This is a genomic window from Aeromonas sp. FDAARGOS 1403, from assembly GCF_019047325.1.
GTDB classification, from domain to species: Bacteria; Pseudomonadota; Gammaproteobacteria; order Enterobacterales; family Aeromonadaceae; genus Aeromonas; species Aeromonas dhakensis.
In genome coordinates, this window is sequence record NZ_CP077249.1 from 3750936 (window position 1) to 3777401 (window position 26466).

Genomic DNA, 26466 nt, shown 5'->3' on the forward strand with positions numbered 1-26466 from the left:
GCGGCTCAGCGGGGCCGCCTTTTCCACTTCTTCTCTTTTGGTCAGCGTTTCGGATAACAGAGTCATGAGCGACAACAACACACAACACATTGCGGTACTGGGCGCCGGCCCTGCCGGTCTGATGGCCGCCTGGCGCCTGCGCCAGGCCGGTTTTGCGGTCACCCTGTTCGAGCAGGAGAGCGTGGTGGGCGGCATGTGCGCCACCCAGACCTTCAAGGGGCGCGACGGTGAGTATCGCTTCGACTACGGCGGCCACCGCTTCATCACCAAGAACCCCGAACTGCTCGCCTTTATCGACGAACTGATGGGGGACGATCTGCTCCACGCGGAGCGCAAGAGCGTGATCCGCTTTGGCGGGCGCACCTATGACTACCCCCTGAACCTGCCCAATTTGCTCAAGACGGCGCCGCTCGCCCTGATGGCCGGTGCGGTGAAGGATCTGCTGCTGTTGCCCTTTGCCAGGAAGCCCACCGATTTTGCCAAGGCGAGCTTTGCCGAGTGGATCCAGAGCCACTTTGGCCGCACCCTCTATCGCCAGTTCTTCGAGGGTTACACCGGCAAACTGTGGGGCATCAACCCGGACCAGCTCTCCGCCGACTGGGCCGGTCAGCGCATCAGCCTGATCGATTTGAAAGACGTGGCGCGCCGTCTGCTGCCAAGACGCAACGGCAGCATCTCGGTGCGCACCTATGCCCGCAAGTACCGCTACCCCAAATACGGTTTCGGCCAGATCTTCACCACCTTGGGGGAGCGGCTGGTGGCCGAGGGGGTTGAGCTGAAAACCGGCGCCACCATCACCCGCCTCGAGCAGAGCGATGGCCGTATCGAACGGGTCTATTGGCAACAGCAGGGGATTGAGCAGAGCGAGCGATTTGATCAGGTCATCTCCACCCTGCCGCTGCCGCTCACTTGCCAGCATCTGGGCTTGCCGTGCGATCTCCACTACCGGTCGCTGCGCTTCGTCAATATGCCGCTCAAACAGGAGAACCTGTCGGACAACACCTGGCAGTACCTCTCCGACCCCCATATTCTGGCCACCCGTCTGCAGGAGCCGCGCCGCCGCAGCCCCTTTATGGCGCCCAAGGGCCAGACCTCGGTGATGCTGGAGATCCCCTGCAACCCGGGAGATGCCACCTGGCAGGCACCGCTCTCTGATCTGCGCGGCCGGGTCACTGCTGATCTCGCCAGTCTCGGCGTCGATACCGCCAAACTTGGCGATGAAACATTTGAGGCTCGCAGCGAATACGCCTATCCACTGATGGATCTCGGCTACCAGACCCGCCGCAACGAGGCCATCAAGGCGCTGATGCCCATCACCAACCTCATCATGACCGGCCGCCAGGGGACATTCCGCTACATCTTCACCGACACCGCCATGGAGATGGGGATGATGGCCGCCGACATGGTGATCGACGGGGTAGACAGACGTCACGCCATCTTCAACCATCGCAATGAAAATACCGTGATCGAGACCCAGAGCGTGGCCTAAGAGCGATGGCAGGTGCTTAACCGGCAAACAGACGCCGCAACACCTTCAACCATCGCAACGAAAATACCGTGATTGAGACCCAGAGCGTGGCCTGATGGCCGCGCCATAAACAAACAAGGAGAAGAGGATGACCATCCGCCCGGGTTTACTTGCCCTCACCCTGCTGCTGGCCCTGAGCGGGCAGGCGCAGGCATACTCCTACGCCGCCGCCGGCAAGGAGCCGCTGATCGATGCCCGCGAGGCACTGCTGGGCGCCGCCACTGACAGCAAGGATGCCAGCGCCACCTTGAGCGAGATCGCCGAGGAGCTGACCTATCTGGAGGAGCACCACAAGGTCGAGCTGCAAGCTCCGCTCGCGGCCGCCATCAAGGTCAAAGACGCCGCGGCTACCGCGGCCCTGCTCAACCGGGCATACAAGGCGGAGATCGAGCGCCGCCTCGAGGGGGCCAGCCAGAACCTTGGCGACTACCAGACCGCCAAGGTGCTGGTGGTCAAGAGCAAGCGCTTCCTGGATCTCATCCTCCCCTCCCTGAGCGAAGGGGATCGCAAGGCCGCAGAGCAGGCGCTGGCCAAGGTGCTCGATGCCATCGGCAACCCGGGGGTATTCGGGGTGGGCGCCAAGCCCGCCGATGCGGCTGCCTTCACCGAGGCGGAAAAAGCACTGATGGCCGTGCTGGCACCGCTCTGATGGCTACCTGCCCATCATTGCGCCACCTCGCCGTGACAAGCGGTGTGTTTCGCTGCGCGCTACCCACCCTACGCACTTTGATGACCTCTCATTGATGACGACGGCCCCCCTCATCCCCGGCCCTTCTCCCGCAAGGGGAGAAGGGGGGCGTCACCACGGCCGATTACGCTTCGCTAATCGACCCTACTTGCTGATCCTTCTACAACTGGCCTGGCTTGGCTGGCTGCTGGCCTTCCCGGTGGCGCTCGATTCCGACGATGCCCTCAACTTTGCCCACGGGGTGGTGCGCTTCAGCGTGCTGGAGTTCTCCCCCCACTTTCCGGGCTACCCCGCCTTTATCTGGCTGGCGCGGCTGATCAATCTGGCGGTGGACGATCCGGCCCGCGCGGTGCAGTGGGCCAGCCTCTTGGGTAGCAGTTTGCTGGCGCCGCTCGCCGCCTCCCTCGCGGTCAGATTGTGGCAGCGGCCAAGCCTGCTGGCGCCGGTCTGGCTGCTGGTGCTGGCCCTGCCGCTCACCCCGACGCTCGCTCTTTCCGGACTCTCGGACGGGCCGGCGCTGGCCGCCTGGCTCGGAGCTCTCCTGGCCTTGCAGCAGCGCAAAATCGCGCTGGCGGGTCTGCTGCTGGGCCTGATGCTGGCGCTGCGCCCCTCCTATTTTGTGCTGGCGCTGCTGCCCCTTTGGCTAGGGGTGGCGCAAAAGGGAACGCGCGTCAGGTTTGTGCTCCCCATCGTACTGGTGGGACTAGCCTGCCTGCTGTTTGTCTGGCAGGCCGATGGCTGGGCCTATTTTGCCGAGGGGCGGCGCTTTACCGACGGTCACTTTACCCTGTGGGGCAACACGGCGGCGGCTCACGGCGATCGGCTGCTGAGCTGGGCGAATACCTTCAACGAGCAGCTCACCCCGCTCTGGCCTTTGGCTGTCGGGGGACTGCTGGCGCAGCCGTTGTGGCAACGGTGCAAGGGCCACGCTGCCGCCCTCTCCCCGACCTGGTCCCTCTACTGGCTTGCCCTGCTGCTCTGGACCCTGTTTGGCCAGAACCCGGACAATCCCCGCCATCTGGCCCCCATCACCCTGCTAGCCATCATCTTGCTGGCAGGCATGCTGCCGCGCCGGGGCGAGCTGCCAGCCATGCTGGGGGCCCTCGTGCTGCTGCTCTGCACCCTCACCCCGCCGGCAGCGCCAGCCATGACCCGGGCAGCCAGGCTGGCCGAGCAGGCGTGCCCGGCGCTGGTGACCCAGTGGGGAGTGCGGCTGCTGCGAGAGACCACGGCCCTGCCCGTCACCGACGGCTGGTATCAGGGGGATGCTCGCCTTGCATTGGCGCAAGGGGCCTGCCGGCTCAGCCGGCGTCCCCTCGACCCGGAGGATCTGCCCGCCGGCGGCCGGCAAGTCTGGTTTGCCCCCCGCTTTCACGCCGAGCCCGGCCTCTGGCTCGGCATACAGGATCACCCCCGTCACCAAAACTGGTAGACTGGATGTTTGTCACTCCCTGACTTCGCACTCATCAAGACTGGATAGCCTATGCCCCACGCCCCCCTCTCCCCCCGTTTCCTGTTCATCCTGCTCGGCGCCCTGGCAGGCCTGACGCCGCTCGCGGTCGACATGTACCTGCCCGCCATTCCGGCCATCGCCCGGGATCTGGCCACCAGCATCGACGGTGCCCAGCTCACCATCAGCGCCTTCCTCGGCGGCTTTGCCATCGGCCAGCTCTTCTACGGCCCGCTCGCCGACAGCTATGGCCGCAAGCCGGTGATCCTGGCGGGGCTGGTGATGTTTGCCATCGCCTCGGTGGGCTGCGCCATGGCGGACTCCCTGCCGGAGCTCCTGGCCTATCGGATGTTGCAGGCGGCCGGCGGGGCGGCCGGCTCTGTGGTGGTCAATGCGCTGCTGCGCGATCTGTTCGAGAAGGAGGCCTTCTCCCGCGCCATGTCGTTCGTCATTCTGGTGATGACGCTCGCGCCCCTGGTCGCCCCCGTGGTGGGCGGCTACATCAGTGCCCACAGCGACTGGCGAGTGATCTTCTGGCTGCTGATGGGCATCAGCCTGCTCATCTGCCTGGTGATGCAGTGGAAAATTCAGGAAACCCTGAAGCCTGAGCACAAGCAGCCCCTCAACCTCGGCCAGGTGCTGCGCAACTACTGGGGCGTGCTCTCCCATCGCGGCGCCATGGGTTACGTGCTGTGCGGCGCCCTGTCGAGCTCGGGCATGTTCGCCTTTATCAGCGCCTCCCCCTATGTCTACATCGAGTACTTCAAGGTGCCGACCGAGCACTACGGCTGGCTGTTCGGCCTCAACATCCTGCTGATGATGGTGGTCACCTTCGTCAACAGCCGGCTGGTGAAGGGGGTGGGCGCCGAGCGCATGCTGCAATACGGCCTGCTGGTGCTGCCGCTGGCTGGTGCCCTGCTCATCTACAACGCCTGGAGCCAGACCGGCGGCCTGTGGGGCATCGTCATTCCGGTGGTGCTGTTTGTCGGCCACATCAGTCTGGTGGGGGCCAATGCCATGACCGGCCTGATGGGTCACTTCCCGCAGTCCGCGGGCACCGCCTCGGCGCTGGCGGGCACCTTGCGCTTTGGCATCGGCGCCCTGGTGGGGGTGCTGGTCAACCTCAATCCCCCCGAATCGCCGCTGCCCATGGCCATCGCCATCGCCGGCTGCGGATTCGGCTCGGCGCTCTGCTACTGGCTGCTGACCGGCAAGCGCGCCTGAGGGCCCCAAGAATGACCAAGCCCTGTCCATGGACAGGGCTTTTTTGTGTTCGCTTGCGTGTGCGCGGCGGCCCTCAGGGGTCCGGCGAGAGTCCGCTTCGCACCAGGATCTCGCTCTCCAGCCCATCCAGGCTCAGCTGATTCTTCTTGCGCCAGTAGGCCTCAATTCCCTCCCGGCCCTGCCGCTCAGACCAGTTGGCGAGATCTTCCCTGTCCCCCTGGTACTCATACAGCGGCACCGACATGCCGCAGGAGGCCTGGACGCGCGCTATGTCCAGCAGGAAGATCTGGCGGGCCGCGACGCTTGGGGAGAAACGTGCCAAGGACGACGACCACTCTGGGTCACTCCGGTGCAGCACCCGCGCCCGGCCATAGGCCCGCAGGATCAGCGGCGCCCCCTCGAAGGCGCAGAACATCACCGTCATGCGCGGATGTTGCAGCACATGGGCCGCCGACTCGTTGCCGCTGCCGGTCAGGTTGAGCCAGGCCAGGGTGTGGGGGTCAATGACCCTCAGCGAGTCCCCGCCCTTGGGGGAGAGATTGACCGTCCCCTCTGCGGCCGCCGTGCCGACGAAGAAGATCTTCTGTGCCTCGATGAAGGCCACATGGCGCGGCGAGAGCGCCTCGAACAGTTGTCCCATCTTGTCTGTCTCTCCATGATCACGCTCAGAACAGGGCGCTGTTGAGCCACAGGTGCGCCCCTATGCCGACCATATAGCCAAGCAGAATGGCGGGCAACCACTTGAGGTGGCCAACGAAGGTATACATGCCCCTCGCCTGCCCCATCAGGGCCACCCCGGCCGCCGAACCGATGGAGAGCAAACTGCCCCCCACGCCAGTGGTCAGGGTCACCAGCAGCCACTGCCCCGCGCTCATCTGCGGCTCCATGGAGAGGACCCCATACATCACGGGGATGTTGTCGATAAGGGCGGAGAGCAGGCCGATGGCCACGTTGGCCAAGGTCGGATCCCCCTGGTAGAGCAGTTGGGAGGCGAGCGCCAGATAGCCCATGAAGCCGAGCCCGCCGACGCACATCACCACCCCGTAAAAGAAGAGCAAGGTGTCCCACTCCGCCTTGGCTATCTTGTTGAACACGTCGAACGGCACCATGGAGCCCAGGCGCAGCAGCCGGGCCTCGTCGCCGGTGCGCGCGTACAGCGCCCGCTCGCGGGCCAGGGTAACGGGCTGCGTCTTGCGCAGGTAGAAGCCGAAGAACTGCAAATAGCCGAGCCCCATCATCATGCCGAGCACGGGGGGCAGCGCCAGGAAGTGATGACAGGCGACCGCTGTCACTATGGTGAGCAGGAAGAGCAGCACTATGGTGAAGGCCCCGCGTCTGAGCACCACCCGCTCATGGCTCATGGTGGGGGCATGGCGCGGCACCATCAGGCTCATCAGGGTGGCCGGCACCAGGAAGTTGAGCAGGGCGGGCACGAACAGCAGCAGAAACTGCTCGAAGGGCACCTGGCCTGCCTGCCACACCATCAGGGTGGTGATGTCGCCAAAGGGGCTGAAAGCGCCGCCCGCATTGGCCGCCACCACGATATTGATGCAGGCCAGGTTGATGAAGCGGCGCTCCCCGTTGGCCACATGGAGCACGACAGTGCACATCAGCAGCGCCGTGGTGAGGTTGTCCACCACCGGGGAGATGAAGAAGGCGAGGATCCCCGTCAGCCAGAACAGGGAGCGCAGGCTGAGCCTGGTGCGTACCAGGCGGGCGCGCAGGGCGTCGAACAGCAGCCTGTCCTCCATGGCGTTGACATAGGTCATGGCCACCAGCAGGAAGAGCATCAGCTCGGCGTACTCCAGCAGCGTCTGGCGAAATCCCGCCACCGCCAGCGGGCTCTGCCCCTGCCCGGCATAGACGATGCCGATGACGATCCAGATGATGCCGGCCGCCACCAGCACGGGCTTGGACTTGCGCAGCTTCAGGTACTCCTCCGCCATCACCAGGACATAGGCCAGGGCGAAGATGGACAGAGCAAAGAGGCCGGCGCCGGTGTGCGTCATGGGCAGAGGGCCGCCGTCGGCGAGCGCGGGGGCGCAGAAGAGGCCGAGGATGGCCGAAGAAAACAGACGTGCAGATCCAGACATGGGGCCCCTCTCTTGGAAACCGTCTGGTTTTGAGGCTGGCAGTGGACAGGGAGGTCACCCCCTGCCCTCTCCCTGCTCGCGCAGGCCCGGGTGGGCGAACGCTTGCATCAGGGGCGCAAGATCAGGCGGCGCTCCTTGCCCCTGCCATCAGGGTTATTTCTTGCCAAACCCCGAGCGTTTGAGGGTGTAGCCGGCACTGTTCTGCCAGGCATCCAGCCCGCTTCGGTTGTTGCCCGCCACCAGGCTGGCGGCCAGGCTCGGGCTGTTGAACAGCTGATCGGCGGTAAAGACGAAGCCCCCTTCGCTGCGCGGGGCCAGGATCCCCTTGCCCAGCAGCTCCTGGCGCAGTTCGATCACCGCCTCGCGCAGGGAAGCCGCATCCTCACCGTTGGCGGTGGAGCCCGCCAGCACCATGAAGCCGGGATTCTGCCGCTTGCCCACCGGATAACCGTGGGCTTCGGCCCCCTTGCCGTTGAAGTGGTAGAGCTCGCGCTCGCCCGGTTTGTTGTCGGAGAGCGCCTTTTGCAGGGTCATCAGCTCGTTGTAAATCTCGATGGGGACCACGGCAGCCTGCTTGGCGCCCTTGCTGTCGACGATAAAACTGACTTGCTTGTGTAACATCCTTGCGCATCCTGTGACCCATGGAGGCCCCTATTCTAACCACCACAGGCGAGCGGGATCCAGCCAGGATCCTCACCTCTTTTGCAGCCTTGATCACTAACTGGCATAGTGGCACTCATCCTGAGGCGAGCCGAGGGCACGTAATGAAAGCCATTGGCCATCAACCGGTTATCCCATGCTGAATCTGCGCAATCTCGGCAAGAGCTTCGATAACGGCAGCGAACGGCTGCCGCTGTTTCACCACCTTGATCTGACCCTGGCGGCCGGCGAGATCACCCTGCTGCTGGGGCAGAGCGGCTGTGGCAAGTCGACCCTGCTCAACCTCATCGCCGGCCTCCTCCCCCCGGATGAGGGGGAGATCTGGCTGGGGGAGACCCGCCTTGACAACCAGTCGGCGGACGAGCGGGCCCGCCTGCGTGGCCGCCATTTCGGCATCGTCTATCAGGACTTCAACCTGCTGCCGACCCTGACCGTGGCCGAGAACCTCGCCCTGCCCCTTGCCATCAACCAGCTTGCCCGCGATGAGACACGCATTGACGGCCTGCTGGAGCGCCTCGATCTGGCCCAAAAGCGCCACGCCTGGCCGGAGCAGCTCTCCGGCGGCCAGCGCCAGCGGGTGGCGCTGGCCCGCGCCCTCATTCACCAGCCCCAGTGGCTGCTCGCCGACGAGCCCACCGGCAGCCTCGATGAACACAACGCCGAGCAGGTGATGGCACTGATGATGACGGCGGTGCGGGGCACCGGCGCCGGCCTCTTGCTGGTGAGTCACAACCCTGCCTATGGCGCCTTGGCGGATCGGGTGCTGCGCCTTGAAGGGGGCCAGCTGGTCGAGCTCAAGGGGCGCCGCCATGACTGACGCCCGCCACGGAGGGCTGTGATGTTGCCGCTGCCGCTCAAGGCGCTGCTGCGCCTCTATCGCGCCCACCCCTGGCTGCTGCTGATGAGCCTGATCGGGCTCACCCTCGGGGTCTCCCTGGTGGTGGCCATCGAGCTCTTGAACCACAGCGCCCGCACCAACTTCGTCGCCGCCCGCAGCCAGCTGGCGGGGGAAGCGAACTACCGGCTGGCGCCGGACGGCGGGCTGGACGAGCAGCTCTATGTGACGCTGGTGCGCAGCCAGCCGAACCTCGACGCCATGCCCCAGTTGCACGGCTGGCTGCAAGATGAGCAGGGGCGCAGTTTTCAGCTGCTGGGGATGGATCTGTTCAACCCAGGCCCCTTGCGCCGGCTGTTTGGCGCCGCGCCGGACAAGGAACCCACCTTCTCCCTCACCCGCGCCGACAGCGTCTGGCTGGCCTCCCCCGAGGCCAAGCGCCTTGGCTGGCAACCGGGCCAGAGCCGCCGCTTCGTGCTGGGTGGCGGTGAAGGGGCGCCGCCCCGCCCGCTGACCCTCACCCTGGCCGGCACCTTCGAGCCCGGCGCCGTGCCCATGGAGCGGCTGCTGGTAACCGACATCGGCCTCGCCCAGCCGCTGCTGGGCAAGGAAGGGCGGCTCGATCGCATCGTCTTCAAGCTCAGCGAGGGCGAGGCCAATACCTTGCAAAGAGCCCTGCAATCCTATGCCCCCCATCAGCCCCTCTGGCTTGAGCCCATCAGCCCGGCGCTCGATGCCAGCCAGCTCGGCGATGCGCTGGCGCTGAACCTCACGGCGCTCTCCCTGCTCGCCATGGCGGTGGGGCTCTTTCTGGTATTCAACGCCCAGCGCTTCGTGCAGAGCGTGCGCCGCCCCCAGCTGGCCCAGCTCATCATCCTCGGCATGCCACCGCGCCGGCTGTTGCGCTGGCTGACCCTGGAGATCCTGATCCTCGCCAGCATCGGCACCCTGCTCGGGCTGCTGCTGGGGAGCCTGTTGGCCCTCGCCCTGATGGGGCAGCTCACCCAGGCGCTGGCCGATCTCTATGGCCCCAACCCCATCGACCTGCTGCGCCTCTCCCCCGCCAGCCTTGGCAAGGCGCTGGTGATCGGCCTGCTGGGCACGCTCGCCGCCAACCTGCCCGGCTGGTGGCAACTGCTGCGCCAATCCCCTCTTGAACTGCGAGAAGGCAACAGCCGCCCGCCTTCTCACCCCTGGCAACGTCGGGGGCTCGCCATCGCCATCTTGCTGCTCTGCGCGCTTTGTCTGTGGTGGCCAGCAATCGGTCTCACCGGCGCCCTCTTTATCGCCGGTGGCTGGCTGCTGGCCATGGCGCTCGCCCTGCCCGATGTGCTGCGCGCCGTGCTGGGCCGGCTGCGCCGACGCGAGCGCGGCCCCCTCAGCGCCCGTCTCGGGGTGGCAGAAACCCTCTATCACCTGGATCGCACCGCCATCGCGGTGATGGCGCTGCAACTGGCCATCGCCGCGGCCATCGGCATCGGCGTCATGGTGTCGAGCTTTCGCTCGAGCGTAGAGATCTGGCTCGGCCAGCGCCTGGCCGCCGATCTCTACGTCACCGCCCCCAAGGGGGTGGCCGGCAGCAAGGGCGCCCTCGGCGAGCAGACCCTCAACACCATCCTCGCCGCGCCGGATGTGCGCGCCGCCTCGCGCCGCTCGGTGCACCCGGCCCGCTGGCAGGGGCAGCCCATCGAGTGGGCGCAAATGGACTTTATCCCCGAGCTCAAATCCGCCTATCCGCTGCTGGCCGGACGCTGGCCCGCCACCCCCGACGAGGTGCTGGCGAGCGAACCGCTGACGGTGCGCCTCGGGGTCAAGGTGGGGCAGACACTCGAAGTCACCGGCGAGCAGGGCCCAAGGGCACTCACCGTCACCGGCGTCTATCAGGATTACGGCAGCGACAAGGGGCAGATATTGCACGCCTTCGAAGGGGGCAAGGTGCAATCCCTGGCCCTCTTCAGCCCGCACGTTGATCGCCTCGCCGATCGCCTGCGGGCCCAGTTTGGCGAGCGGGTGAACCTGTTGCCCGCCCCCGCCATCCACGCCGCCGCCCTCAGGGTGTTCGACCAGACCTTCGTGGTGACCGAGCTATTGAAATTGCTCATTCTGGGGATCGCGTTCGTCGGTATCGGCTCGGCCTTTATGGTGCTGGGGCTGGCCCGGCGCGGCGAGTTGCAGACCCTGCAGAGCTTGGGCGTAGGCCCGCGCCACTGCCGCCGGCTGCTGGTGTGGCAAGGGGCGGGCCTCGGGCTGCTCACCGCGCTGCTGGCCCTGCCGGTGGGCTATGGCCTTGCCTGGGTGCTGATTGAGGTGGTCAACCCCCGCGCCTTCGGCTGGCGGCTGGCCTTCGAGGCCGCCCCCCTGCACGCCGTCACGGCGCTTCTGCTGGCGCCGGTGTGCGGGGCGCTGGCCTCCTGGTACGCCGCAAGGAGAGTGGTATGAAATATCGGTTTGCGCACTGGCTCAGCCATGACTTGACGTTCCCATTGACCAGATCCCTGTCACCGCCCTTGATTCAGCGCAGAGAAGCGCACAGAGCTGCCGCGAACCATCCCCTCTCCCTTCGGGAGAGGGCCAGGGTGAGGGAAATCTTGTCCTCTTTACGGACCCTGTGGCTTGCAGCCCTCTTGATCCCGCTTGTTGCCATAAGCGGCAACGCGCAGGCCAGCGATCTGGGCGCCATCCTTGGTGGCGGCAGCGATCACTTCAAAAAGGCCCTGCCGGGCCAGTCCATCCGTCTGCCCACGGATCACGCTGCCCACCCCGACTACCGCTCCGAGTGGTGGTATCTCACCGGCAACCTGAAAGATGAGCAGGGGCGCGGCTACGGCATGCAGTGGACCCTGTTTCGCCAGGGTATCGAGCAGGAGATAACATCCGACAACCCCTGGCTCACCCCCCAGCTCTGGCTGGCCCAGTTCGCCATCACGGATTTGAGCAAAGGCAGCCACCAGCAGGACGAGCGCACCAGCCGCCAGGGACCGGGGCTTGCCGGTGCCAGCGGCGGTCAGTATTGGCTGAAAGAGTGGGTGTTGGCCTCTCAGGGCGAAGCGCTCTTTCCCGCCACCCTCAAGGTGCAGAGCAAGGCGGGGGATCTTGATTTGAAAGTAAGCGCCGCCAAGTCGGCGGTGCTGCAGGGCAAACAGGGTTACAGCGAGAAGAGCCCGGGCAACGCCTCCTTCTACTACTCCTACCCGCGCCTGACCATCAGCGGCACCCTGACCCTGGATGGCGAGACCCGCCACGTCAGCGGTGAGGGTTGGTTCGATCATGAGTGGAGCAGCTCGGTATTGGCCGAGTGGCAATCGGGCTGGGACTGGTTTTCGCTGCAGTTTGAAGATGGCCGTGAGCTGATGCTGTTTCGCCTGCGCACCAAGGCTGGCCGCGCCAATCCCGAAAACCGCTATGGCATCCTGATCGAACGGGACGGCAGCAGCCGGGTGCTGAACCCTGAGCAGATCCGCCTCACCCCCGGCAAGACCTGGCGCGGCCCCAAGGGGCAGCCTTACCCCATCGAGTGGCAGCTGGCAGCCGGCGATATAAGGCTCACCATCCAGGCACGCCAGCCCGATCAGGCCATGACGGGGCGCTTTGACTACTGGGAGGGGGCGGTATCCGTCTCGGGAGACGCCAAGGGTGTCGGCTATCTGGAGATGACCGGCTACTGAGCCTTGCCCAATTCCCTCCTCTAATGGCTGCCCACCCGCCATCAAAAACCCCGGCCAGGCCGGGGTAACAACGCAGTGCTGTGACGGTATATCAAGACGGGATCAGGGCTGCTTGTCGCCCACCATCATCAGGCCATGCTGTTCGGGGAAGCCCACTACCAGAGTCGTCTTGCGGGTGTCCGGCATCTCGAATGCGGCGACATAGGCCGTTGCCCCCTCTTTGGCCTTGGCCAGGCCCAGCATCCACTTGTTCTCAAGCGGGCTGAGCTCGCTTGATGCCTTGAAGCTGCACTTGCCAAACCCGCTCAGGTTAAGCTTGCTGAGCCCCTTGCCAGACTCTGCACTGCCCTTGCCGGTCAGAGTACAGCCCGCCTTGGGAAATTCGATCTCCAGGGTCAGGGAGCCGCCGTTGTTGGTGCTGCGGATCAGCCCCACCATGGCGTCGCCAAAGCCGGCGTCATCTTCCACCCGCCAGCTGTCACTGGTGATCGTCCGGGTGGCGAGCTTGTTCACGGCCAAATGGCCGCTCCAGTCGCGATAGAGGGCTGTGCTCTGATCCGGATCCCGGAACTGGGTGCCGGTACGGCTGAAGTCAAAGGTCCAGCGCTTGACCTCCTTGCCAGCCAGATCGGTTACCGCTTTGTCTTGAAAGCTGATGAGGTTGTGGTCGTTGCTCTGGGCATCGAGCCGCTTGCCCCGCACCGAGGTGCGCTCCAGCAACACCGGATAGATGCCATCCTTGTTCTCTTTCTGGGCAGCCTGCCCGATCCATTGCGAAGAGGTAATCGATTTGCCGTCGTTCTCGACCCAGACGCCCCAGCGCTGCTCGCCATCCCCCTTGGGGTATACCAACGCCAATCCTTCCAGCCCCTTAATCATCTTGAGCGGCCCCTGATCGCCATCGCGGCTGAGCAGGTTTGCCTCATAGAGGCCGGCATCGGGCAAGGGCAGCGGTGCGCGTTTGGCGATGCTATTAGCCGCCTTCTCGCTGTCGCAGGCGGACAGGGCGGCGGTGCAGGCGATGGCCAGCACGGCTTTGTGGTGCATTCTCATGACTCTTGTTCCTTGCAATTGCTTTGTTATGTGAGGTGCATTCAATCGCCGCTGAATTTACTGGAGGAAGGGTTCGCCGGTCGACGCAAGATCTGTAACCAGCTGTTACAAGGCATTGATTGATGAAGCGATAACTAGACTCTAACAGCGACAGCCATTGGTTCGTGTGGCTGTAGACAATGAGTAGCGATTCTGACTACCTGAAAAAGCATCCCCATCCCGGTAGACGCTAGTGGTGTTGGCTATCGGAGATGACCGGTGACTAAGTTACTAAATTCTACGGGTGAACCAACGCTCACAAGTAAGGCATAGGCTTAGCCACCATTGGAATGGTGGACTTAAATTTTTTTCACACATTGATCATCGACCTGTTTCCTTTACATTTCTTCCTAACACTAGGTTCCTGAACGCTGTAAAACCTTCAAAATACTAATTTTATTTTACTTAATAAATAGATAATGATTTAATGAAGTACCCATGCGAGACATTACCAGTGCGAACTTATGAAAGCATCTGACTGGATAGCAACAAGGGTTTATTAAAACTCACGAATGGAATCATGAAAATAAACCACAGATATTTTATTAAATTCACTTAATATCCATTAAGATATGGATACGCCATTAATTTACTACCCTACATATAGAAATCCAGACAAATTAAAACTAAACGAAATCAAAAAAACACAAATAAAACCACGTTATGTGGCATAATTAACCACAATGGAGCACGTATGAAAAAATCAATGCTATTTATTATGATGACATGTTCTCTCTCTGCGCAAGCTGACTGGCATAAAGCATATGAAACAGACAACTCTGGCAATGTTGTTTATGGTGAATTATGCGCATTAAAAACATATATAGAGAATGGTTATGATGTGAAAGTAATCATTTCTGGAAATGGACCACACAATAATTACTGGAGCTCTTCAATATCACCATCAGCCATTTCTTTTAAAGACAACTATATTTATGCCAGAGCTACCCCCGGTATTGCTGAAAAATTCAATGAACAAGGGCTAATTGACTTTCAAAACACAAACAATGCAGCAGATATGTATAAAGCAGAAAGTATAATAGATAGTTCTGGTCGCGTAGTAACACAACGCTATAGTCTTAATGGCGATAGATTAAAAGAGAAAACCATTTTTACAGCTGCAACAAAATGGTTTGTTGACACAGCATCTCCTTTGCTTTCAAAGAATGCATGTCAGTAAACAGATATAAGGTGAGTGATTTAAATGTAAAATAAAAACCCTGTCATTTCTATATAGGTAGTTAAACTTATCAAACTAATTTTAACTACCTAATGGATATGGTTTACATTCTCTGACACCGGTCGCACCGGTGTCTTTTTTATGACTATTTTGAGCTAACAGAAAATATCGGCAGAAAATATTCTGCCAAGATTTTATTTATTTCGCTGCCTGATCCACCAGATAGAGGATGCTGTGATAGGGAATGCCAGCGTGCTGGCTCAGCCCCATTTCGCAGGTGCGGCTGTTGCTGAATCCCTGACGGCAATCGCTGGGCACCTGGGCGGGCAGGCTGGCGAGCGCGGCGGCATTGAGCTCCGGGGTCATCAGCCCCTTGTCGCCGGCAAAGCCGCAGCACTGGATATGCTCAGGGATTATCACCTCGCGGGCACAGGCGCGGGCCACCGCCAGCATGGTCTCCCCCAGTCCCATGCGCCGGCTGCTGCAGGTGATATGGAGCATGACGGTCTCATCGATGGGGGTCAGCTCAAGGTGGGGCAGCAGGTGTTCCAGCACAAAGGTAGCGGGCTCAAACACCCGAAGGCCCTTGCCGAGCGCCCCCGAGAGCAGCCGCTGCACGCAGGGGCTGGTGTCGAGCAGCACGGGCCAGCGCCCCTGCTGGCTTGCCTGCCACAGGGCCTCGGCCAGCTCACTGCGCTTGGCTTCCGCCACCTCGCTCATCCCCTTGCTGTCATAGGGCATGCCGCAGCAGAGCCCCTCAACTCTCGCCGGCACTATGACCCGGCAGCCCGCCTTCTTGAGGAGGGATAACACCACCTCCGGCAGTGACGGAGCTTCCTCCTGCTGGCCAAATACCCGGCTGGCGCACGACGGCAGATAGACCACGGCGCGATCCCCTCTAATGTCCTCGCCTGATCCGCCATGGCTCCCCTCCCCTGGCGGCCACTGGTAGCGGCTCGGCCCCGGCAGGGTCGGCAACCAGGCGGGTGTGCGCTGGCCGCTGATGTTGCGTGCCCCGTTCACCAGCCCTGCCAGCGCTTTTTCTCCCAACAGCTTGCCAGCAATGGCTTTGAGGCCGAGGGCCCCACGGGCCGTACGGGTAACGCCAGCGAAGTGATCGGCGCTCCAGCGGGCGATGGGCACGAAGCGCTGGTACTTGTCAGTGCGCAGCTTCTTGATGAGCGCTCCGGTGTTGATGCCGACCGGGCAGCGATCGGCGCACAGCCCGGTGGCGGCACAGGTTTCAATGCCCTGATAGTCAAACAGCCGGGCCAGCTGGTTGGAGGGCTCATCGGCACGATTGCGGCGGGCCAGTTCGCGGTAAAGCACGATGCGCTGGCGCGGCGACAGTGACAAGGTGCGCGAGGGGCAGACCGCCTCGCAAAAGCCGCATTCGATGCACGGATCGACGATGGCATCGCTCGCCGGCATGGGCTTGAGGTGGGCCAGGTGGGCCTTGGGGTCGTCGTTAATGATGACGCCGGGATTAAGCAGGTTATCGGGATCGATCAGCGCCTTGATGCGCCGCATCAGCGCCATCCCCTCCGGCCCCCATTCCAGCTCCACATAGGGGGCCATGTTGCGGCCGGTGCCGTGCTCGGCCTTGAGGGACCCGCCAAAACGCACGGCGACCAGCTCGGCCACCGCATCCATAAAGGCGCCGTAGCGGGCCACCTGGGCCGGATCGTCGAACCCCTGGGTAAAGACGAAGTGCAGGTTTCCCTCCAGCGCGTGGCCGAAGATGATGGCTTCACCGTATTCGAAGCGATCGAACAGTTGCTGCAACCCCGCCACCCCCTCTGCCAGACGTTCGATGGGAAAGGCGACATCCTCGATGATGACGGTGGTGCCTGTGGTGCGCACCGCCCCCACCGCTGGGAATAGCCCCTTGCGAATGGCCCACAGGCCGACACTATCGGTGGTAAAGGGTACAGAGGCGACCTGAGCGAACTCGGCCGCCATGGCCGTCACCTGCTCGCAGCGATCCACCAGCTCCTCTTTCGATTCCCCATGCACCTCGACAAGCAGGGCGCAGGCAGCCAGATCCAGCGTCTTGATAAAGTCCGGCAGGCCGGGCTTGCCAGCCACCGAGCGCAGGGATCGCCCATCCATCAGCTCCACCGCCGCCACCGGCGCACTTTTCAGGCGCGAGGTGGCCAGACACGCCTGCTCGGCGTCCCGAAACACCAGCAGGGCCGAGGCCTTGTGGGAGTATTCCGGCACGGTATCGAGCACCACCTCGGCGATAAAGCCGAGGGTCCCCTCGGAGCCGATCATCAGGTGGGTGAGGATATCGACGGGGTCATCATGGTCGAGCAGGGCATTGATGGCGTAGCCGGTGGTGTTCTTGAGCCGGTACTTGTGGCGAATTTTGGCGGCAAGCTCGGTATTGGCCAGCACTTCGGCGCGCAGGGCGGCGAGCCCCGTGAGCAGCTCCGGGCGCCTGGCCGCAAAGGCGGCACGGCTGTGGGGATCACCGCTCTCCAGCACGGTGCCATCGGCCAGCAACAGGGTCATTGCGTGCAGGGTGTGATAGCTGTTGTGGGCGGTGCCGCAGCACATGCCGCTCGCGTTGTTGGCGGCGATGCCGCCAAGCTTGCAGGCGTTGATGGAGGCCGGATCCGGCCCAATCTTGCGCCCCAGGGGTGCCAGATAGCGGTTGGCATCGGCGCCGATCACCCCGGGTTGCAGGGCGATGCGCGCCCCCTCGTCCAGAATGCGGTGGCCGCGCCAACTGTCGGTCAGGGTAATGAGCACCGAATCGCTCAGGGCCTGGCCCGAGAGGCTGGTGCCGGCGGCGCGAAAGGTGCACGGCAGGCCCAATTCGCGGCACACAGCCAGCACGAAGCGCACTTCATCGAGGGAGTCGAGGCGCACGATGCGCTCGGGCACCAGCCGGTAGAAGCTGGCGTCCGTGCCGTGGGCGAGGCGCAGATCCGGGTCGCTCACCAGGCGCTCCGGCGGGATGCGCGAGAGCACGGCGGCGTCAAACTGGTTCCAGCGCATCAGCAATCCTCCACCAGCACCACCAAGAGGCGGCTCGGGCCGTGGGCGCCATAGGCCAGGGTCTGCTGGATGTCGGCGGTCTTGGAGGGGCCGGAGACCAGCAACAGGTTGGTGGGCATGGCCTGCTGCCAGCGCCCGGCCGCCACCAGCCCCGCCAGGTTGTCGGCGATGGTGGAGGCCGCCAGCAGCGCGATATGGCAGGGGGGCACAAGCGAAATGGTGCGCGGCTCGCCGCTATCCGGCAGCAATACGAGGGTCCCGGTATCGGCGATGGCCCCCGCGCAGTGGGTGATGCCCGCCTGACAAACGTCGAACAGCTCGTCTTTCCAGCTCGCGAACTCGCCAGAGGGGGTCAGCACAGAGCGCCCGGCGCAGGCGGCCGCGACCGCTTCCTGCCAGCGACCGCCCTGGCCACAGGCCAGATGCGTTATTGCTTCCCCATCCAACCAGGCGGTCAGATCCCGGGCAAGGTTTGCCTCCTTGACGGTGAGGATCTCGGCGTGGCTGGCGCTGATCCCGGCAACAAAGCGCTCGCGCCGCGCCTGTTCACTCTCCCCGCGCCAGGGCTGCCAGCCATGGGGGGTGTGGGCAATGGGGGTAGCGGCGCCGCGCAGGCGGCTTAATATGGCCTCTTTGCTCGACATCTCAGGACTCCTTCTTCTTCTGGCGCAGCAGGGCGTGCAGGCTCTGGGGGGCGGGTTGGGGGGCTTCGCGGCACTGGGTCCAGGGGCCCAGATGTTTAGGCATCAAGCCCCGCAGGCGACCGGCCACACCCGTTGCGGCGTGATAGAGGCGCGGGTGGGTGGCGGCAAAGGCAAAACCCTGCATGGCAAGCGTCTCGAGCCGACTCCTGGCCGCCCCCTGCCCCGCCAGCGGTTCGTGACCGGGCTGTGCGTCGTGCTTGGCCTCCCGGCGCAGGCGCTGCAACAGGTCGGGAATGGGGATGCGCACCGGGCACACCTCGCCGCAGGCACCGCACAGGCTCGAGGCCGTCACCAGATCGCTCGTGCTTTCCAGCCCCAGCAGATGGGGGGAGACTATCTTGCCGATGGGGCCCGGGTAGATGGTGCCGTAGGCGTGGCCGCCGATGCGGGTGTAGACCGGGCAGTGGTTCATGCAGGCGCCGCAGCGGATGCACTGCAGGGTCTTGCGCAGCTCTTCGTCCCGGTAAGCCTGGCTGCGACCGTTGTCCAGCAGCACCAGGTGCACCTCGTCCGGGCCGTCCAGCTCCCCTGCCCGGCGCGGGCCGCTGATGACGTTGAAGTAGGTGGTGATGGCCTGGCCGGTGGCCGAGCGGGTCAGGGCGCTGTAAAGGGGCGGCACGTCGCTGAAAAATTCCACCACCTTCTCGATGCCGGTGATGGCCACGTGCACTTTCGGCACCGTGGTGCACATGCGCCCGTTGCCCTCGTTTTCCACCAGACAGAGGCTGCCGGTCTCCGCCACCGCGAAGTTGACGCCCGAGAGCCCCATGCCGGCGCGGCGAAACTCTTCGCGCAGGGCCCGCCGTCCGGTCTGGATCAGTTCGTCCACGTCGGTGGTGGGGGTGAAGCCTTCGAGGTTATGGGCGAAGGTGTCGCTCACCTCCTGCTTGTTCTTGTGGATGGCGGGCATGATGATGTGGGACGGGGTGTCGCCGTCGAGCTGGACGATAAACTCCCCCATGTCGCTCTCAAGGCAGCGGATGCCGTGACGCGCCATCTCGTGGTTGAAGCCTACCTCCTCGCTCACCATGGACTTGCCCTTGACGATGGAGCTCACCCCGTGTTGCTGGGCGATGCGAAGGATGATGGCGTTGGCCTCGGCCGGCGTCTGGGCCCAGTGCACCCGGATGCCGTTGCGCTCGCAATTGGCCTCGAGCTGCTCCAAAAGATCCGGCAGGCGCGAGAGGCAGCGCTGGCGAATTTGCTCAGCCGCATCGCGCACCACCGCTTCTTCCTGCGGGTCGGCGAAGGCGTCGCGGCGCTTGGCGCGCAGGTAATCCATGGCGCCGCGAAAGTTCTGGCGCAGCACGGGGTCGGCCAGGGCCGCCTCGGCCTGGGGATGGAAGCGGCGCGGCGAATACTTGGCGTGATCACTCATGATTAGCCCCCTGTTTTTGCGCTTGTAAGCCCTGAGCCACCGGCTCGCTATGGGCGAGCAGGAAGCTCGCCAGATGGGTGGCGGGGAGTGTCTTGCCCTGATAGGCCAGGGATCCCTTGATGTTCAAGAGGCACCCCCAGTCGGCGCTCACCAGGGTGTCGGCGCCGGTCGCCAGCAGGTGGCGAATCTTGTCCTCCACCATGGCCTGGCTGATGTGGGGGTGGCGCACCGAGAAGGTGCCGCCAAAACCGCAGCACTCGCTCTCGTAGGCCTGCTCATGCAAGGTGACCCCATCGAGCTGCCCCAGCAGACTGCGAGCCGTGGTGTGCACCTGCATCTCGCGCCGGGCCGAGCAGGAGGTGTGCATGACGATGCTCGCCTCCCCCACCGTGCGCCAGCGCACCCGGCAGACCCGGGCCAGAAACTCGGTGAGCTCGAACACCCGCTCGCAAAACGCCGCCACCTCGCGGCTCTCTGGAAAGAGACGCGCATAGTGGTGGTGCATCATGCCGCCGCAGGAGCCCGACAACACCACCACCGGCCAGGGCTCGGGGAAGAGCGCCATCTGGCTTTGCGCCACCTTGCGCGCCTCCTCCTCGTGACCCGAGGTGTAGGCCGGCTGGCCGCAGCAGGTCTGCTTCTCGACAAAGTGCACCCTTATCCCCTCCCGCTCGATCAGGGCGATGGCATCGAGCCCCGCTACCGGGTCGAACAGGTCCACCAGACAGGTGGCGTAGAGATAGACATCGGCCGGCTTGGCCGGATAGACCCGCATTACCTTCATCACTTGCTCTCCTTTACTTCAACTGCAGCAGTGCGTCCGAGACGTGGAAGCTGTACATGAGCGCCAACCCGATAAGGCCGGTGGCCAGCAGGTAGTAGAGGGTCGGCAGCGCGGTCTTGCGCAGCGTCGCCCCCTCACGGCCCAAGAGGCCCACGGTGGCCGAGGCCGCCACCACGTTGTGAATGGCGATCATGTTGCCGGCGGCGGCGCCCACCGCCTGCAGCGCCAGCATGGCGGCGGTGGAGACCCCCAGGGTCTGGGCCACCTCGAACTGGAACTGGCTGAACATCATGTTCGACACCGTGTTGGAGCCGGCAATAAAGGCCCCCAGCGCGCCTATGGTGGCGCTCAGGGCCGGGAAGAACTCCCCGACGAGCCCGGCGGCAAAATTGGCGGTGGTCACCGGCATGCTGGCGAGATCCGCCCCGTTGACGCCGGAGTTGATGAAGATGCGCACCATGGGCACGGTGAAGATGAGCACGAAGCCGGCGCCGATCAGGGTGCGACTCGACTCGCTCACGGCGCGGCCGAGGGGTGCCAGGGCGCGGGCCTGAATGAGGGTGGCGAGCAGGGCGCAGAGCACCAGCAGGCCCCCCGGCAGATAGAGCGGCTCAATGGAGGCACTCACCCCCTTCTCCCCCAGCAGATCCGTGAAGGCGAGGCTCACCGACAGGAGGCTTGCCTTGAACTCCGGGCTCACCCGACTCGCCACCAGCAGGAGCGCCAGCGCCACATAGGGGAGCCAGGCCAGCAGCAGGGACATGGGGCGGCCGGCGGCCTCTTTGAGATCAAGCTTGAGGGATCCCAGCCACTCGGCAGGCCACTCGTTCTCGGGGGCGAAATCCCAGGTGTTCTTGGGCACCAGAAAACCGTGGCGCGCCGCCGTCACCACCAGAGCCAGCCCCACCAGGCCGCCGATGAGGGACGGGAACTCGGGGCCGAGCAGCATGCCGGTCAGGGCGTAAGGCACGGTGAAGGCGAGTCCGGCGAAAATCGCGAAGGGCAGGATGGAGAGCCCCTCGGTCCAGCTGCGGTTGCGGCCAAAGAAGCGGGTCAGCATCATCACCATCAGCACCGGCATCAGGGTGCCGACGGTGGCGTGAATGAGGGCCACGTTGGTGGTCACCTGTTGCAGGTAGATGTCCCAACTGCTGCCACCGGCGCTCAGGGTGTGGCCGATGGCCTGGTTATCCAGCCCCTTGTTGATGCCCACCAGGATGGGGGTGCCCACCGCACCGAACGACACCGGGGTGGACTGGATCATCATGCCGAGTAGCACGGCGGCGAGCGCCGGAAAGCCGATGGCCACCAGCAGGGGGGCGGCGATGGCCGCCGGGGTGCCAAACCCTGAGGCTCCCTCGATAAAGGCACCGAAGCACCAGGCGATGATGATGGCCTGGATGCGCCGATCCGGCGAGATGTTGGTGAAACCACCGCGAATGGCGCTGATGGCGCCGGTGTGCTTGAGGGTGTTGAGCATCAGGATGGCGCCGAACACTATCCAGAGCACGGTCACCGTGATGATGAGCCCCTGCAGGCTGGAGGCGAGCACCCGGGTCGGGCTCATCTGCCAGCCCCACAGGGCGATGAATACGGTCAGGATAAAGGCGATGGGCATGGCGCGCTTGGCGGGCCAATTAAGGCCGACCAGCAGCACGGCGGCCACCACGATCGGCGAGAAGGCCACCAGGGCCAACAGGGTGTCTGTCATCATTGCGTCCTTGTCCGAGCGGTGCAGAGGCGCACCTTGTTGTTGTTTTGTTAAGCGGACGTGACCTTACCCTGTTCTTTTTTCGCGATATATGGAAATAATGAACAACATTCGTTCCAAAAATCGATAAATATGGCCAGTACCGACGACCTCATTCTCTTCGCCCAGGTGGTGGAAGCAGGCTCCTTCAGCAAGGTGGCCGAGCAAAATTCCCTGACAAATTCAGTGGTTAGCAAACGGATCGGGCGCCTGGAGGAAGAGCTCGGGGTGCAGCTGCTCTATCGCACCACCCGCCGACTCACCCTGAGCGAGGCGGGCAAGGAGCTCTATCAGGGTGCCAAAAATGTGAAGGCCGCCGCACTGGACGCCTTCGATGCGGTGGCGGGATTTGGTGAAAAGGTGAGCGGTCATGTGCGGATGTCGGTGCCCACCATCTCCGGCGAGCTGCTGCTGGCCGACGCCGTGGCCGATTTTTGCCAGCAACACCCGGGGCTCACGGTGGAGATGTCGCTGGAGAATCGCTTCGTCAACCTGGTGGAAGAGGGGTTCGATCTGGTCATTCGCACCGGCTATCTGGATGATTCGAGCCTGATTGCCCGCCACATCCTCGACTCCCAGTGGGTGATCTGCGCCGCCCCCGCCTACGTGCGCCGCTTCGGCGCGCCGCGCGAGCCGTCGGATTTGCTCACCCACAACTGCCTGCGCTACGCCTACCAAAGCACGGGGGCCTCGGAGTGGGCCTTCAAGGGGGAAGAGGGCAACTATCTGCTGTCGGTGTCGGGCAGTTTTTGCACCGACAACGCGGGGGCCCTGCGCAAGGCGGCGCTGGGGGGGCGCGGCATCGTCTATGTGCCGCGCTGCCTGGTCTATCACGACCTGATGAATGGCGAGCTGGTGGATCTCTTCCCCGATCAGGTGGGCAAGAAACTCGGGATCTACGCCGTCTACCCCTTTACCCGCCAGCCGCCGCGCAAGATCAGGCTGCTGATCGAGCACATCCGCCAGCGCTACCTCGATATCGCCCACTACTTTGGCTGACGGGGGATGGCGCTCATCCTGTGTCAACGGGGGGCTTTTTTGACCCGGGCGGCAGCGTTACCTACCATGCCCCTCCCCTTCAGCGCGCTGGCTCAAGCCACCAGGGTCGCCTCAAGCAGGCGGTTGGCGCCGGCTCAGCCGGGTTGGGCGGTGAGAAAGGCCAGCGACTGGCGGTTGAAGTGCTCGGGCCGCTCCACATTGCAGACGTGGCCGCAACCGTCGATGATCTCGAGCCGGCTGTAGGGGTCGCGCGCCACCTGCTCGCGCACCGGCGCCAGGAACATGTGATCCTCCTCCCCCATCACATAGAGGGTGGGAATGGGCAGGGCCCGCTCCTTGAAATAGCGCATCAGGGGGTTCACCTCGGTGGCGAGGCGAAACCAGCGCTTGAACTCTTTTTGGCACAATTTGCGCGCCTCGCGCACGAAGAGGTTGCGCGACTCCTGATGGTGCTGGCGCGGCATGATGATGAAGGCAAACAGCCGGTAGAGCCACATGTAGGGCAGGATGTGCTGGCCGAGGCGGCCGAGCTGCACCAGCACCCGCGAGCGGATGTCGAGGCGCAGGATGGCGCCGCCCAGCACCATGCTCTTGACCCGCTCGGGGCAGAGCTCCGCCAGATGGCGAATGAGGATGGTGCCAAGGGAGATGCCGACAAAGTGGGCGCGGCGAATGTTGAGGTGATCGAGCAGTTGCAGAATATCCTCGGTCACCGCCCGAAAGCTGTAGTGACCCTTGATCACCTGCTGCAGCTTGTGGGACTGGCCATGACCGCGCAAGTCCAGCAGCAGCACGTTGAAGTGTTCGCGATAGGCGCGCAGCTGCTTGAACCAGATGGAGGAGCTGCCGCCCGCCCCGTGTACGAATACTACCCAATCCCGCTCGGGACCCAGCTCGAAGGTCTTGTGATACAGCATCTTGCGACTCCCTCATCAACGGCATTGGGGTATAGTAGGCGCGCATCTTAGCAGATTTTTTCACCCGACTAATACGTTTGCACCGCAAGCAGCCAGGAGCATGACCATGGAGTTGACCCGTTTGAGATCCTTTCTGCTGACCCTGCCGGGCGCTCAGGAGGATACCCCCTTCGGCCCTGAGATCCTGGTCTATCGCATCGCCGGCAAGATGTTTGCCCTGCTGGACTGGCAGGCCGAGCCGCTGCGGCTGAACCTCAAGTGCGAACCCGAGCTGGCCCTGCTGCTGCGCGAACTCCACCCCGAGGTCAAACCGGGCTGGCATATGAACAAGCAACACTGGAACACGGTCACCTTCAGCGATGACCTGGCCGACGATCTCTGGCAGGGCTGGGTGCATCACTCCTACGAGCGGGTGGTGGCCGGTTTGCCCAAGGCCAAGCGCCCGCAGGCACCCCAGCGATGAGCCCCGCCATGGCGGCAGAGCCCAGGCTCGTCCGGCTGAACGAGCAGCACATCCCCGCCCTTTGCACCCTGTTCGAGCAGTCGGTGCGAAGGATAGGCCCGCAGCACTACAGCCCGGAGCAGGTGGAGCAGTGGGCCCTCGGCGCCCGTCATCCCGGCTTTGTCGGCCAGTTGCGCGAGCACCACGGCTGGGTGCTGGAGCAAAGCGGCGAGCCGCTCGGTTTCGTCACCCTGAGCCAGGATGGCCACCTCAGCCTGCTCTATGTGAGCGCCGATCACCCGCGCCTTGGCTATGGCGGCCTGCTGCTGGCCGCGGCCCTCGCCGAGGCGCAACGACTCGGACTCAAACAGCTGACGACGGAGGCCAGCGCCTTCAGCTATGGGCTATTTTTACGGTATGGCTTTGAGCTGACCGGATTGGAGAGCGTGGAGCGCGGCGGCGTCGGTTTTATCCGTTATCGCCTGCACTGTCGCTTGCCAAGCTAGGTCCAGCCACTAAAATACGCACAGTTTTTCCGTATTGTTGAGGATTGAGGCCGCCATGGTTGTAGAAAGCGAAGGCTATATCGCCCTGATTGAGTATCTGGTGGAGAGTCTGGGACTGTTTGAAACCCAGCAACAGAGCAGTGGTGAACAGACCATCGAAGATCTGGTGAGCAGCCGGGTGGCCGGCAACCTGATGGCCATCTGCGAGCAGAATCCGCAGCTCGATCCCAAGTTGCGCTTCGTGATCATGCAGGAAGCCGATGCGGTGGTGGCCGATCTGGAAGAGGTGCTCTCTGCCGTCTGGCTGCGCGCCCCGACCCCGGAGCAGAAAGCCTTCCTCGAAGAGTTCATCGATCTCATCAAGAACCTGTTTGACGGCGCCATCAGCTGAGCGCCGTGGCGAACGCCGGCGTCGCCACTCCCCCACCATTTTTCGCACCACAGAAATGAAAAGGGCCGCCTTCATTGGCAGCCCTGCTTGCTAGCATTTCAACTCATCAAGCTTTTCAATGACTTTTATGAATTTCGAGGCAAGAAATGTGTCTGGTCTTGGCCGCCGTCCATGGTGGCTACCAAGTTGGGCAAGCCTGGTTCAAATAAGTTCCTCTCCATGACACATTTTTTTATGATTTTTTTCACTCTCCTGACAAAGCCCGATAAAAAGGCCGCAAAGGCGGCCTTTTTCTTTTCACAAACAATGACGAGTCACAGATACCCGTCATCTTGCCCTAGCGGTTGAGGCTCGGCGGCAGGCAGACGCCGATGCCACCCAGGCCGCAATACCCGTCCGGATTCTTCTCCAGATATTGCTGATGGTAATCCTCGGCGTAATAGAAGGGGGCCAGCGGCAGAATGCGGGTGGTGATGGCGCGGCTGTCGCCGCTGGCCAGCATCGCCTGCTGATAGGCGGCCAGACTCTGCTGGGCAATCGCTTCCTGGGTGTCATCCCCGAAGAAGATGACGGAGCGGTACTGGGTGCCTATGTCGCCACCCTGGCGCATCCCCTGGGCCGGATCGTGCTGCTCCCAGAACAGCTTGAGCAGATCGCCATAGCCGATCACCTTGGGATCGAACACTACCTGCACCGTCTCGGCATGGCCGGTCAATCCGCTGCACACCTCCTTGTAGGTGGGATTCTGGGTCACCCCACCCTGATAGCCGGCAGCGGTGGAGTAGACCCCTGGCTGTTGCCAGAACAGGCGCTCCACGCCCCAGAAGCAGCCCATGCCAAACCAGGCCACCGCCATCCCTTCAGGCCAGGGGCCCTGAGTCGGGTGACCATTGACCGCATGCTGCTGGCCAATCACCATCGCCTCGCGGCGTCCCGGCAGCGCGTCTGCCGGCGAAATAATCTGTTCCATGCACCCTGTCCTTGTATAAAAACCTGTGCAACCGCACAGCTGACGAAAAGGAATATCGAAGATAACAGTTTATGGGCCGGGATCAACCTGGGGCGCACCGCCACACCGCTGGCGCCCCTGCCCCGCCTGGTATCGCCACCGTTCGACCTGCCTGACCACCGCGATGACAAAATCACGCCAAATCAATATTTAATCTTGATTTGT

The 26466-nt window shown here is 63.4% G+C and carries 23 protein-coding genes; 12 read left to right on the forward strand and 11 right to left on the reverse strand.

Annotated features, from left to right (window positions below; genetic code table 11):
• Positions 1–64: 64 nt before the first annotated feature.
• The 4 genes from I6L33_RS17360 to I6L33_RS17375 all read left to right on the forward strand — a co-directional run bounded on the left by I6L33_RS17360 (position 65) and on the right by I6L33_RS17375 (position 4890).
• Positions 65–1489, forward strand: a complete 1425-nt coding sequence (locus I6L33_RS17360) for an FAD-dependent oxidoreductase (RefSeq protein WP_216973004.1) — start codon at positions 65–67, stop codon at positions 1487–1489.
• 127 nt (positions 1490–1616) lie between these two features.
• Complete coding sequence (locus I6L33_RS17365; protein ID WP_054544717.1) at positions 1617–2177, forward strand: hypothetical protein; 561 nt, start codon at positions 1617–1619, stop codon at positions 2175–2177.
• A gap of 187 nt (positions 2178–2364) precedes the next feature.
• Positions 2365–3648 (forward strand): hypothetical protein, encoded by a 1284-nt coding sequence (locus tag I6L33_RS17370; protein ID WP_216973005.1) that lies wholly within the window; start codon positions 2365–2367, stop codon positions 3646–3648.
• 51 nt (positions 3649–3699) lie between these two features.
• A complete protein-coding gene (locus I6L33_RS17375; RefSeq protein WP_005302014.1) occupies positions 3700–4890 on the forward strand; it encodes a Bcr/CflA family multidrug efflux MFS transporter in 1191 nt (396 codons plus the stop codon).
• Positions 4891–4963: 73 nt separating this feature from the next.
• Here I6L33_RS17375 and I6L33_RS17380 read toward each other — a convergent pair whose 3' ends face one another.
• The 3 genes from I6L33_RS17380 to I6L33_RS17390 form a co-directional block, all read right to left on the reverse strand.
• A complete protein-coding gene (locus I6L33_RS17380; protein WP_216973006.1) occupies positions 4964–5530 on the reverse strand; it encodes a pyridoxamine 5'-phosphate oxidase family protein in 567 nt (188 codons plus the stop codon).
• Between the two features lie 25 nt (positions 5531–5555).
• Positions 5556–6983: a sodium:proton antiporter NhaD gene (gene nhaD / locus I6L33_RS17385; protein WP_117403279.1), complete on the reverse strand. Its 1428-nt coding sequence runs from the start codon at positions 6981–6983 to the stop codon at positions 5556–5558.
• Positions 6984–7136: 153 nt separating this feature from the next.
• The gene (locus I6L33_RS17390; RefSeq protein WP_005302024.1) at positions 7137–7604 is read right to left on the reverse strand and encodes a DUF4357 domain-containing protein; all 468 of its coding nucleotides are present in this window, start codon (positions 7602–7604) and stop codon (positions 7137–7139) included.
• 175 nt (positions 7605–7779) lie between these two features.
• On the opposite strand from I6L33_RS17390, the gene I6L33_RS17395 reads away from it, so the two are divergent.
• The 3 genes from I6L33_RS17395 (at position 7780) to I6L33_RS17405 (ending at position 12143) form a co-directional block, all read left to right on the forward strand.
• The gene (locus tag I6L33_RS17395; RefSeq protein WP_017786802.1) at positions 7780–8460 is read left to right on the forward strand and encodes an ABC transporter ATP-binding protein; all 681 of its coding nucleotides are present in this window, start codon (positions 7780–7782) and stop codon (positions 8458–8460) included.
• A 21-nt stretch (positions 8461–8481) separates the two neighbouring features.
• Entirely contained in the window at positions 8482–10917 is a 2436-nt protein-coding gene (locus I6L33_RS17400) for an FtsX-like permease family protein (protein WP_216973007.1), read from the forward strand.
• A gap of 185 nt (positions 10918–11102) precedes the next feature.
• Entirely contained in the window at positions 11103–12143 is a 1041-nt protein-coding gene (locus I6L33_RS17405; protein WP_201891677.1) for a lipocalin-like domain-containing protein, read from the forward strand.
• 102 nt (positions 12144–12245) lie between these two features.
• Here I6L33_RS17405 and I6L33_RS17410 read toward each other — a convergent pair whose 3' ends face one another.
• On the reverse strand, positions 12246–13190 hold the full coding sequence (locus I6L33_RS17410) for a hypothetical protein (RefSeq protein WP_216974144.1): 945 nt from the start codon (positions 13188–13190) through the stop codon (positions 12246–12248).
• 739 nt (positions 13191–13929) lie between these two features.
• On the opposite strand from I6L33_RS17410, the gene I6L33_RS17415 reads away from it, so the two are divergent.
• Entirely contained in the window at positions 13930–14415 is a 486-nt protein-coding gene (locus tag I6L33_RS17415) for a hypothetical protein (RefSeq protein WP_216973008.1), read from the forward strand.
• A 198-nt stretch (positions 14416–14613) separates the two neighbouring features.
• Here I6L33_RS17415 and I6L33_RS17420 read toward each other — a convergent pair whose 3' ends face one another.
• From I6L33_RS17420 to I6L33_RS17440, 5 genes are read right to left on the reverse strand one after another with little or no spacing between them, the layout of a single operon-like run.
• On the reverse strand, positions 14614–17421 hold the full coding sequence (locus I6L33_RS17420; RefSeq protein ID WP_216973009.1) for an FAD-binding and (Fe-S)-binding domain-containing protein: 2808 nt from the start codon (positions 17419–17421) through the stop codon (positions 14614–14616).
• Positions 17421–18065 (reverse strand): LUD domain-containing protein, encoded by a 645-nt coding sequence (locus I6L33_RS17425; RefSeq protein ID WP_216973010.1) that lies wholly within the window; start codon positions 18063–18065, stop codon positions 17421–17423. The genes I6L33_RS17420 and I6L33_RS17425 overlap by 1 nt, the downstream gene beginning before the upstream one ends.
• 1 nt (position 18066) lies before the next feature.
• Entirely contained in the window at positions 18067–19503 is a 1437-nt protein-coding gene (locus I6L33_RS17430) for a LutB/LldF family L-lactate oxidation iron-sulfur protein (RefSeq protein WP_216973011.1), read from the reverse strand.
• Positions 19496–20287 (reverse strand): (Fe-S)-binding protein, encoded by a 792-nt coding sequence (locus I6L33_RS17435; RefSeq protein WP_216974145.1) that lies wholly within the window; start codon positions 20285–20287, stop codon positions 19496–19498. Before I6L33_RS17435 ends, I6L33_RS17430 begins: the two co-directional genes overlap by 8 nt.
• Before the next feature lie 13 nt (positions 20288–20300).
• Positions 20301–21998 (reverse strand): L-lactate permease, encoded by a 1698-nt coding sequence (locus I6L33_RS17440; protein WP_216973012.1) that lies wholly within the window; start codon positions 21996–21998, stop codon positions 20301–20303.
• Positions 21999–22058: 60 nt separating this feature from the next.
• On the opposite strand from I6L33_RS17440, the gene I6L33_RS17445 reads away from it, so the two are divergent.
• Positions 22059–23036, forward strand: coding sequence for a LysR family transcriptional regulator (locus I6L33_RS17445; RefSeq protein ID WP_081588796.1), 978 nt, complete (start codon positions 22059–22061; stop codon positions 23034–23036).
• Positions 23037–23170: 134 nt separating this feature from the next.
• Here I6L33_RS17445 and I6L33_RS17450 read toward each other — a convergent pair whose 3' ends face one another.
• The gene (locus I6L33_RS17450) at positions 23171–23953 is read right to left on the reverse strand and encodes an alpha/beta fold hydrolase (RefSeq protein WP_005302068.1); all 783 of its coding nucleotides are present in this window, start codon (positions 23951–23953) and stop codon (positions 23171–23173) included.
• 106 nt (positions 23954–24059) lie between these two features.
• Between I6L33_RS17450 and I6L33_RS17455 the strand changes: the two genes are divergently transcribed.
• The 3 genes from I6L33_RS17455 to I6L33_RS17465 are packed head-to-tail and all read left to right on the forward strand — an operon-like array spanning position 24060 to position 25292.
• On the forward strand, positions 24060–24416 hold the full coding sequence (locus I6L33_RS17455) for an MmcQ/YjbR family DNA-binding protein (protein WP_005302071.1): 357 nt from the start codon (positions 24060–24062) through the stop codon (positions 24414–24416).
• Positions 24413–24901, forward strand: coding sequence for a GNAT family N-acetyltransferase (locus tag I6L33_RS17460; RefSeq protein WP_117403250.1), 489 nt, complete (start codon positions 24413–24415; stop codon positions 24899–24901). The genes I6L33_RS17455 and I6L33_RS17460 overlap by 4 nt, the downstream gene beginning before the upstream one ends.
• Positions 24902–24956: 55 nt before the next feature.
• Complete coding sequence (locus I6L33_RS17465; RefSeq protein ID WP_005302076.1) at positions 24957–25292, forward strand: DUF3802 family protein; 336 nt, start codon at positions 24957–24959, stop codon at positions 25290–25292.
• A gap of 337 nt (positions 25293–25629) precedes the next feature.
• Here I6L33_RS17465 and msrA read toward each other — a convergent pair whose 3' ends face one another.
• The gene (gene msrA, locus I6L33_RS17470) at positions 25630–26262 is read right to left on the reverse strand and encodes a peptide-methionine (S)-S-oxide reductase MsrA (RefSeq protein ID WP_019840104.1); all 633 of its coding nucleotides are present in this window, start codon (positions 26260–26262) and stop codon (positions 25630–25632) included.
• Positions 26263–26466: the final 204 nt, after the last annotated feature.

Bases quoted from the DNA above. Each gene is read 5' to 3' on its own strand.
- I6L33_RS17455 (WP_005302071.1), top strand. From the start codon at position 24,060: ATGGAGTTGACCCGTTTGAGATCCTTTCTGCTGACCCTGCCGGGCGCT.
- I6L33_RS17425 (WP_216973010.1), bottom strand. From the start codon at position 18,065: ATGTCGAGCAAAGAGGCCATATTAAGCCGCCTGCGCGGCGCCGCTACC.
- nhaD (WP_117403279.1), bottom strand. From the start codon at position 6,983: ATGTCTGGATCTGCACGTCTGTTTTCTTCGGCCATCCTCGGCCTCTTC.
- I6L33_RS17415 (WP_216973008.1), top strand. From the start codon at position 13,930: ATGAAAAAATCAATGCTATTTATTATGATGACATGTTCTCTCTCTGCG.
- I6L33_RS17430 (WP_216973011.1), bottom strand. From the start codon at position 19,503: ATGAGTGATCACGCCAAGTATTCGCCGCGCCGCTTCCATCCCCAGGCC.
- I6L33_RS17365 (WP_054544717.1), top strand. From the start codon at position 1,617: ATGACCATCCGCCCGGGTTTACTTGCCCTCACCCTGCTGCTGGCCCTG.
- I6L33_RS17410 (WP_216974144.1), bottom strand. From the start codon at position 13,190: ATGCACCACAAAGCCGTGCTGGCCATCGCCTGCACCGCCGCCCTGTCC.
- I6L33_RS17420 (WP_216973009.1), bottom strand. From the start codon at position 17,421: ATGCGCTGGAACCAGTTTGACGCCGCCGTGCTCTCGCGCATCCCGCCG.
- I6L33_RS17400 (WP_216973007.1), top strand. From the start codon at position 8,482: ATGTTGCCGCTGCCGCTCAAGGCGCTGCTGCGCCTCTATCGCGCCCAC.
- I6L33_RS17360 (WP_216973004.1), top strand. From the start codon at position 65: ATGAGCGACAACAACACACAACACATTGCGGTACTGGGCGCCGGCCCT.
- msrA (WP_019840104.1), bottom strand. From the start codon at position 26,262: ATGGAACAGATTATTTCGCCGGCAGACGCGCTGCCGGGACGCCGCGAG.
- I6L33_RS17450 (WP_005302068.1), bottom strand. From the start codon at position 23,953: ATGCTGTATCACAAGACCTTCGAGCTGGGTCCCGAGCGGGATTGGGTA.
- I6L33_RS17440 (WP_216973012.1), bottom strand. From the start codon at position 21,998: ATGACAGACACCCTGTTGGCCCTGGTGGCCTTCTCGCCGATCGTGGTG.
- I6L33_RS17380 (WP_216973006.1), bottom strand. From the start codon at position 5,530: ATGGGACAACTGTTCGAGGCGCTCTCGCCGCGCCATGTGGCCTTCATC.
- I6L33_RS17435 (WP_216974145.1), bottom strand. From the start codon at position 20,287: ATGAAGGTAATGCGGGTCTATCCGGCCAAGCCGGCCGATGTCTATCTC.
- I6L33_RS17460 (WP_117403250.1), top strand. From the start codon at position 24,413: ATGAGCCCCGCCATGGCGGCAGAGCCCAGGCTCGTCCGGCTGAACGAG.
- I6L33_RS17375 (WP_005302014.1), top strand. From the start codon at position 3,700: ATGCCCCACGCCCCCCTCTCCCCCCGTTTCCTGTTCATCCTGCTCGGC.
- I6L33_RS17465 (WP_005302076.1), top strand. From the start codon at position 24,957: ATGGTTGTAGAAAGCGAAGGCTATATCGCCCTGATTGAGTATCTGGTG.
- I6L33_RS17395 (WP_017786802.1), top strand. From the start codon at position 7,780: ATGCTGAATCTGCGCAATCTCGGCAAGAGCTTCGATAACGGCAGCGAA.
- I6L33_RS17390 (WP_005302024.1), bottom strand. From the start codon at position 7,604: ATGTTACACAAGCAAGTCAGTTTTATCGTCGACAGCAAGGGCGCCAAG.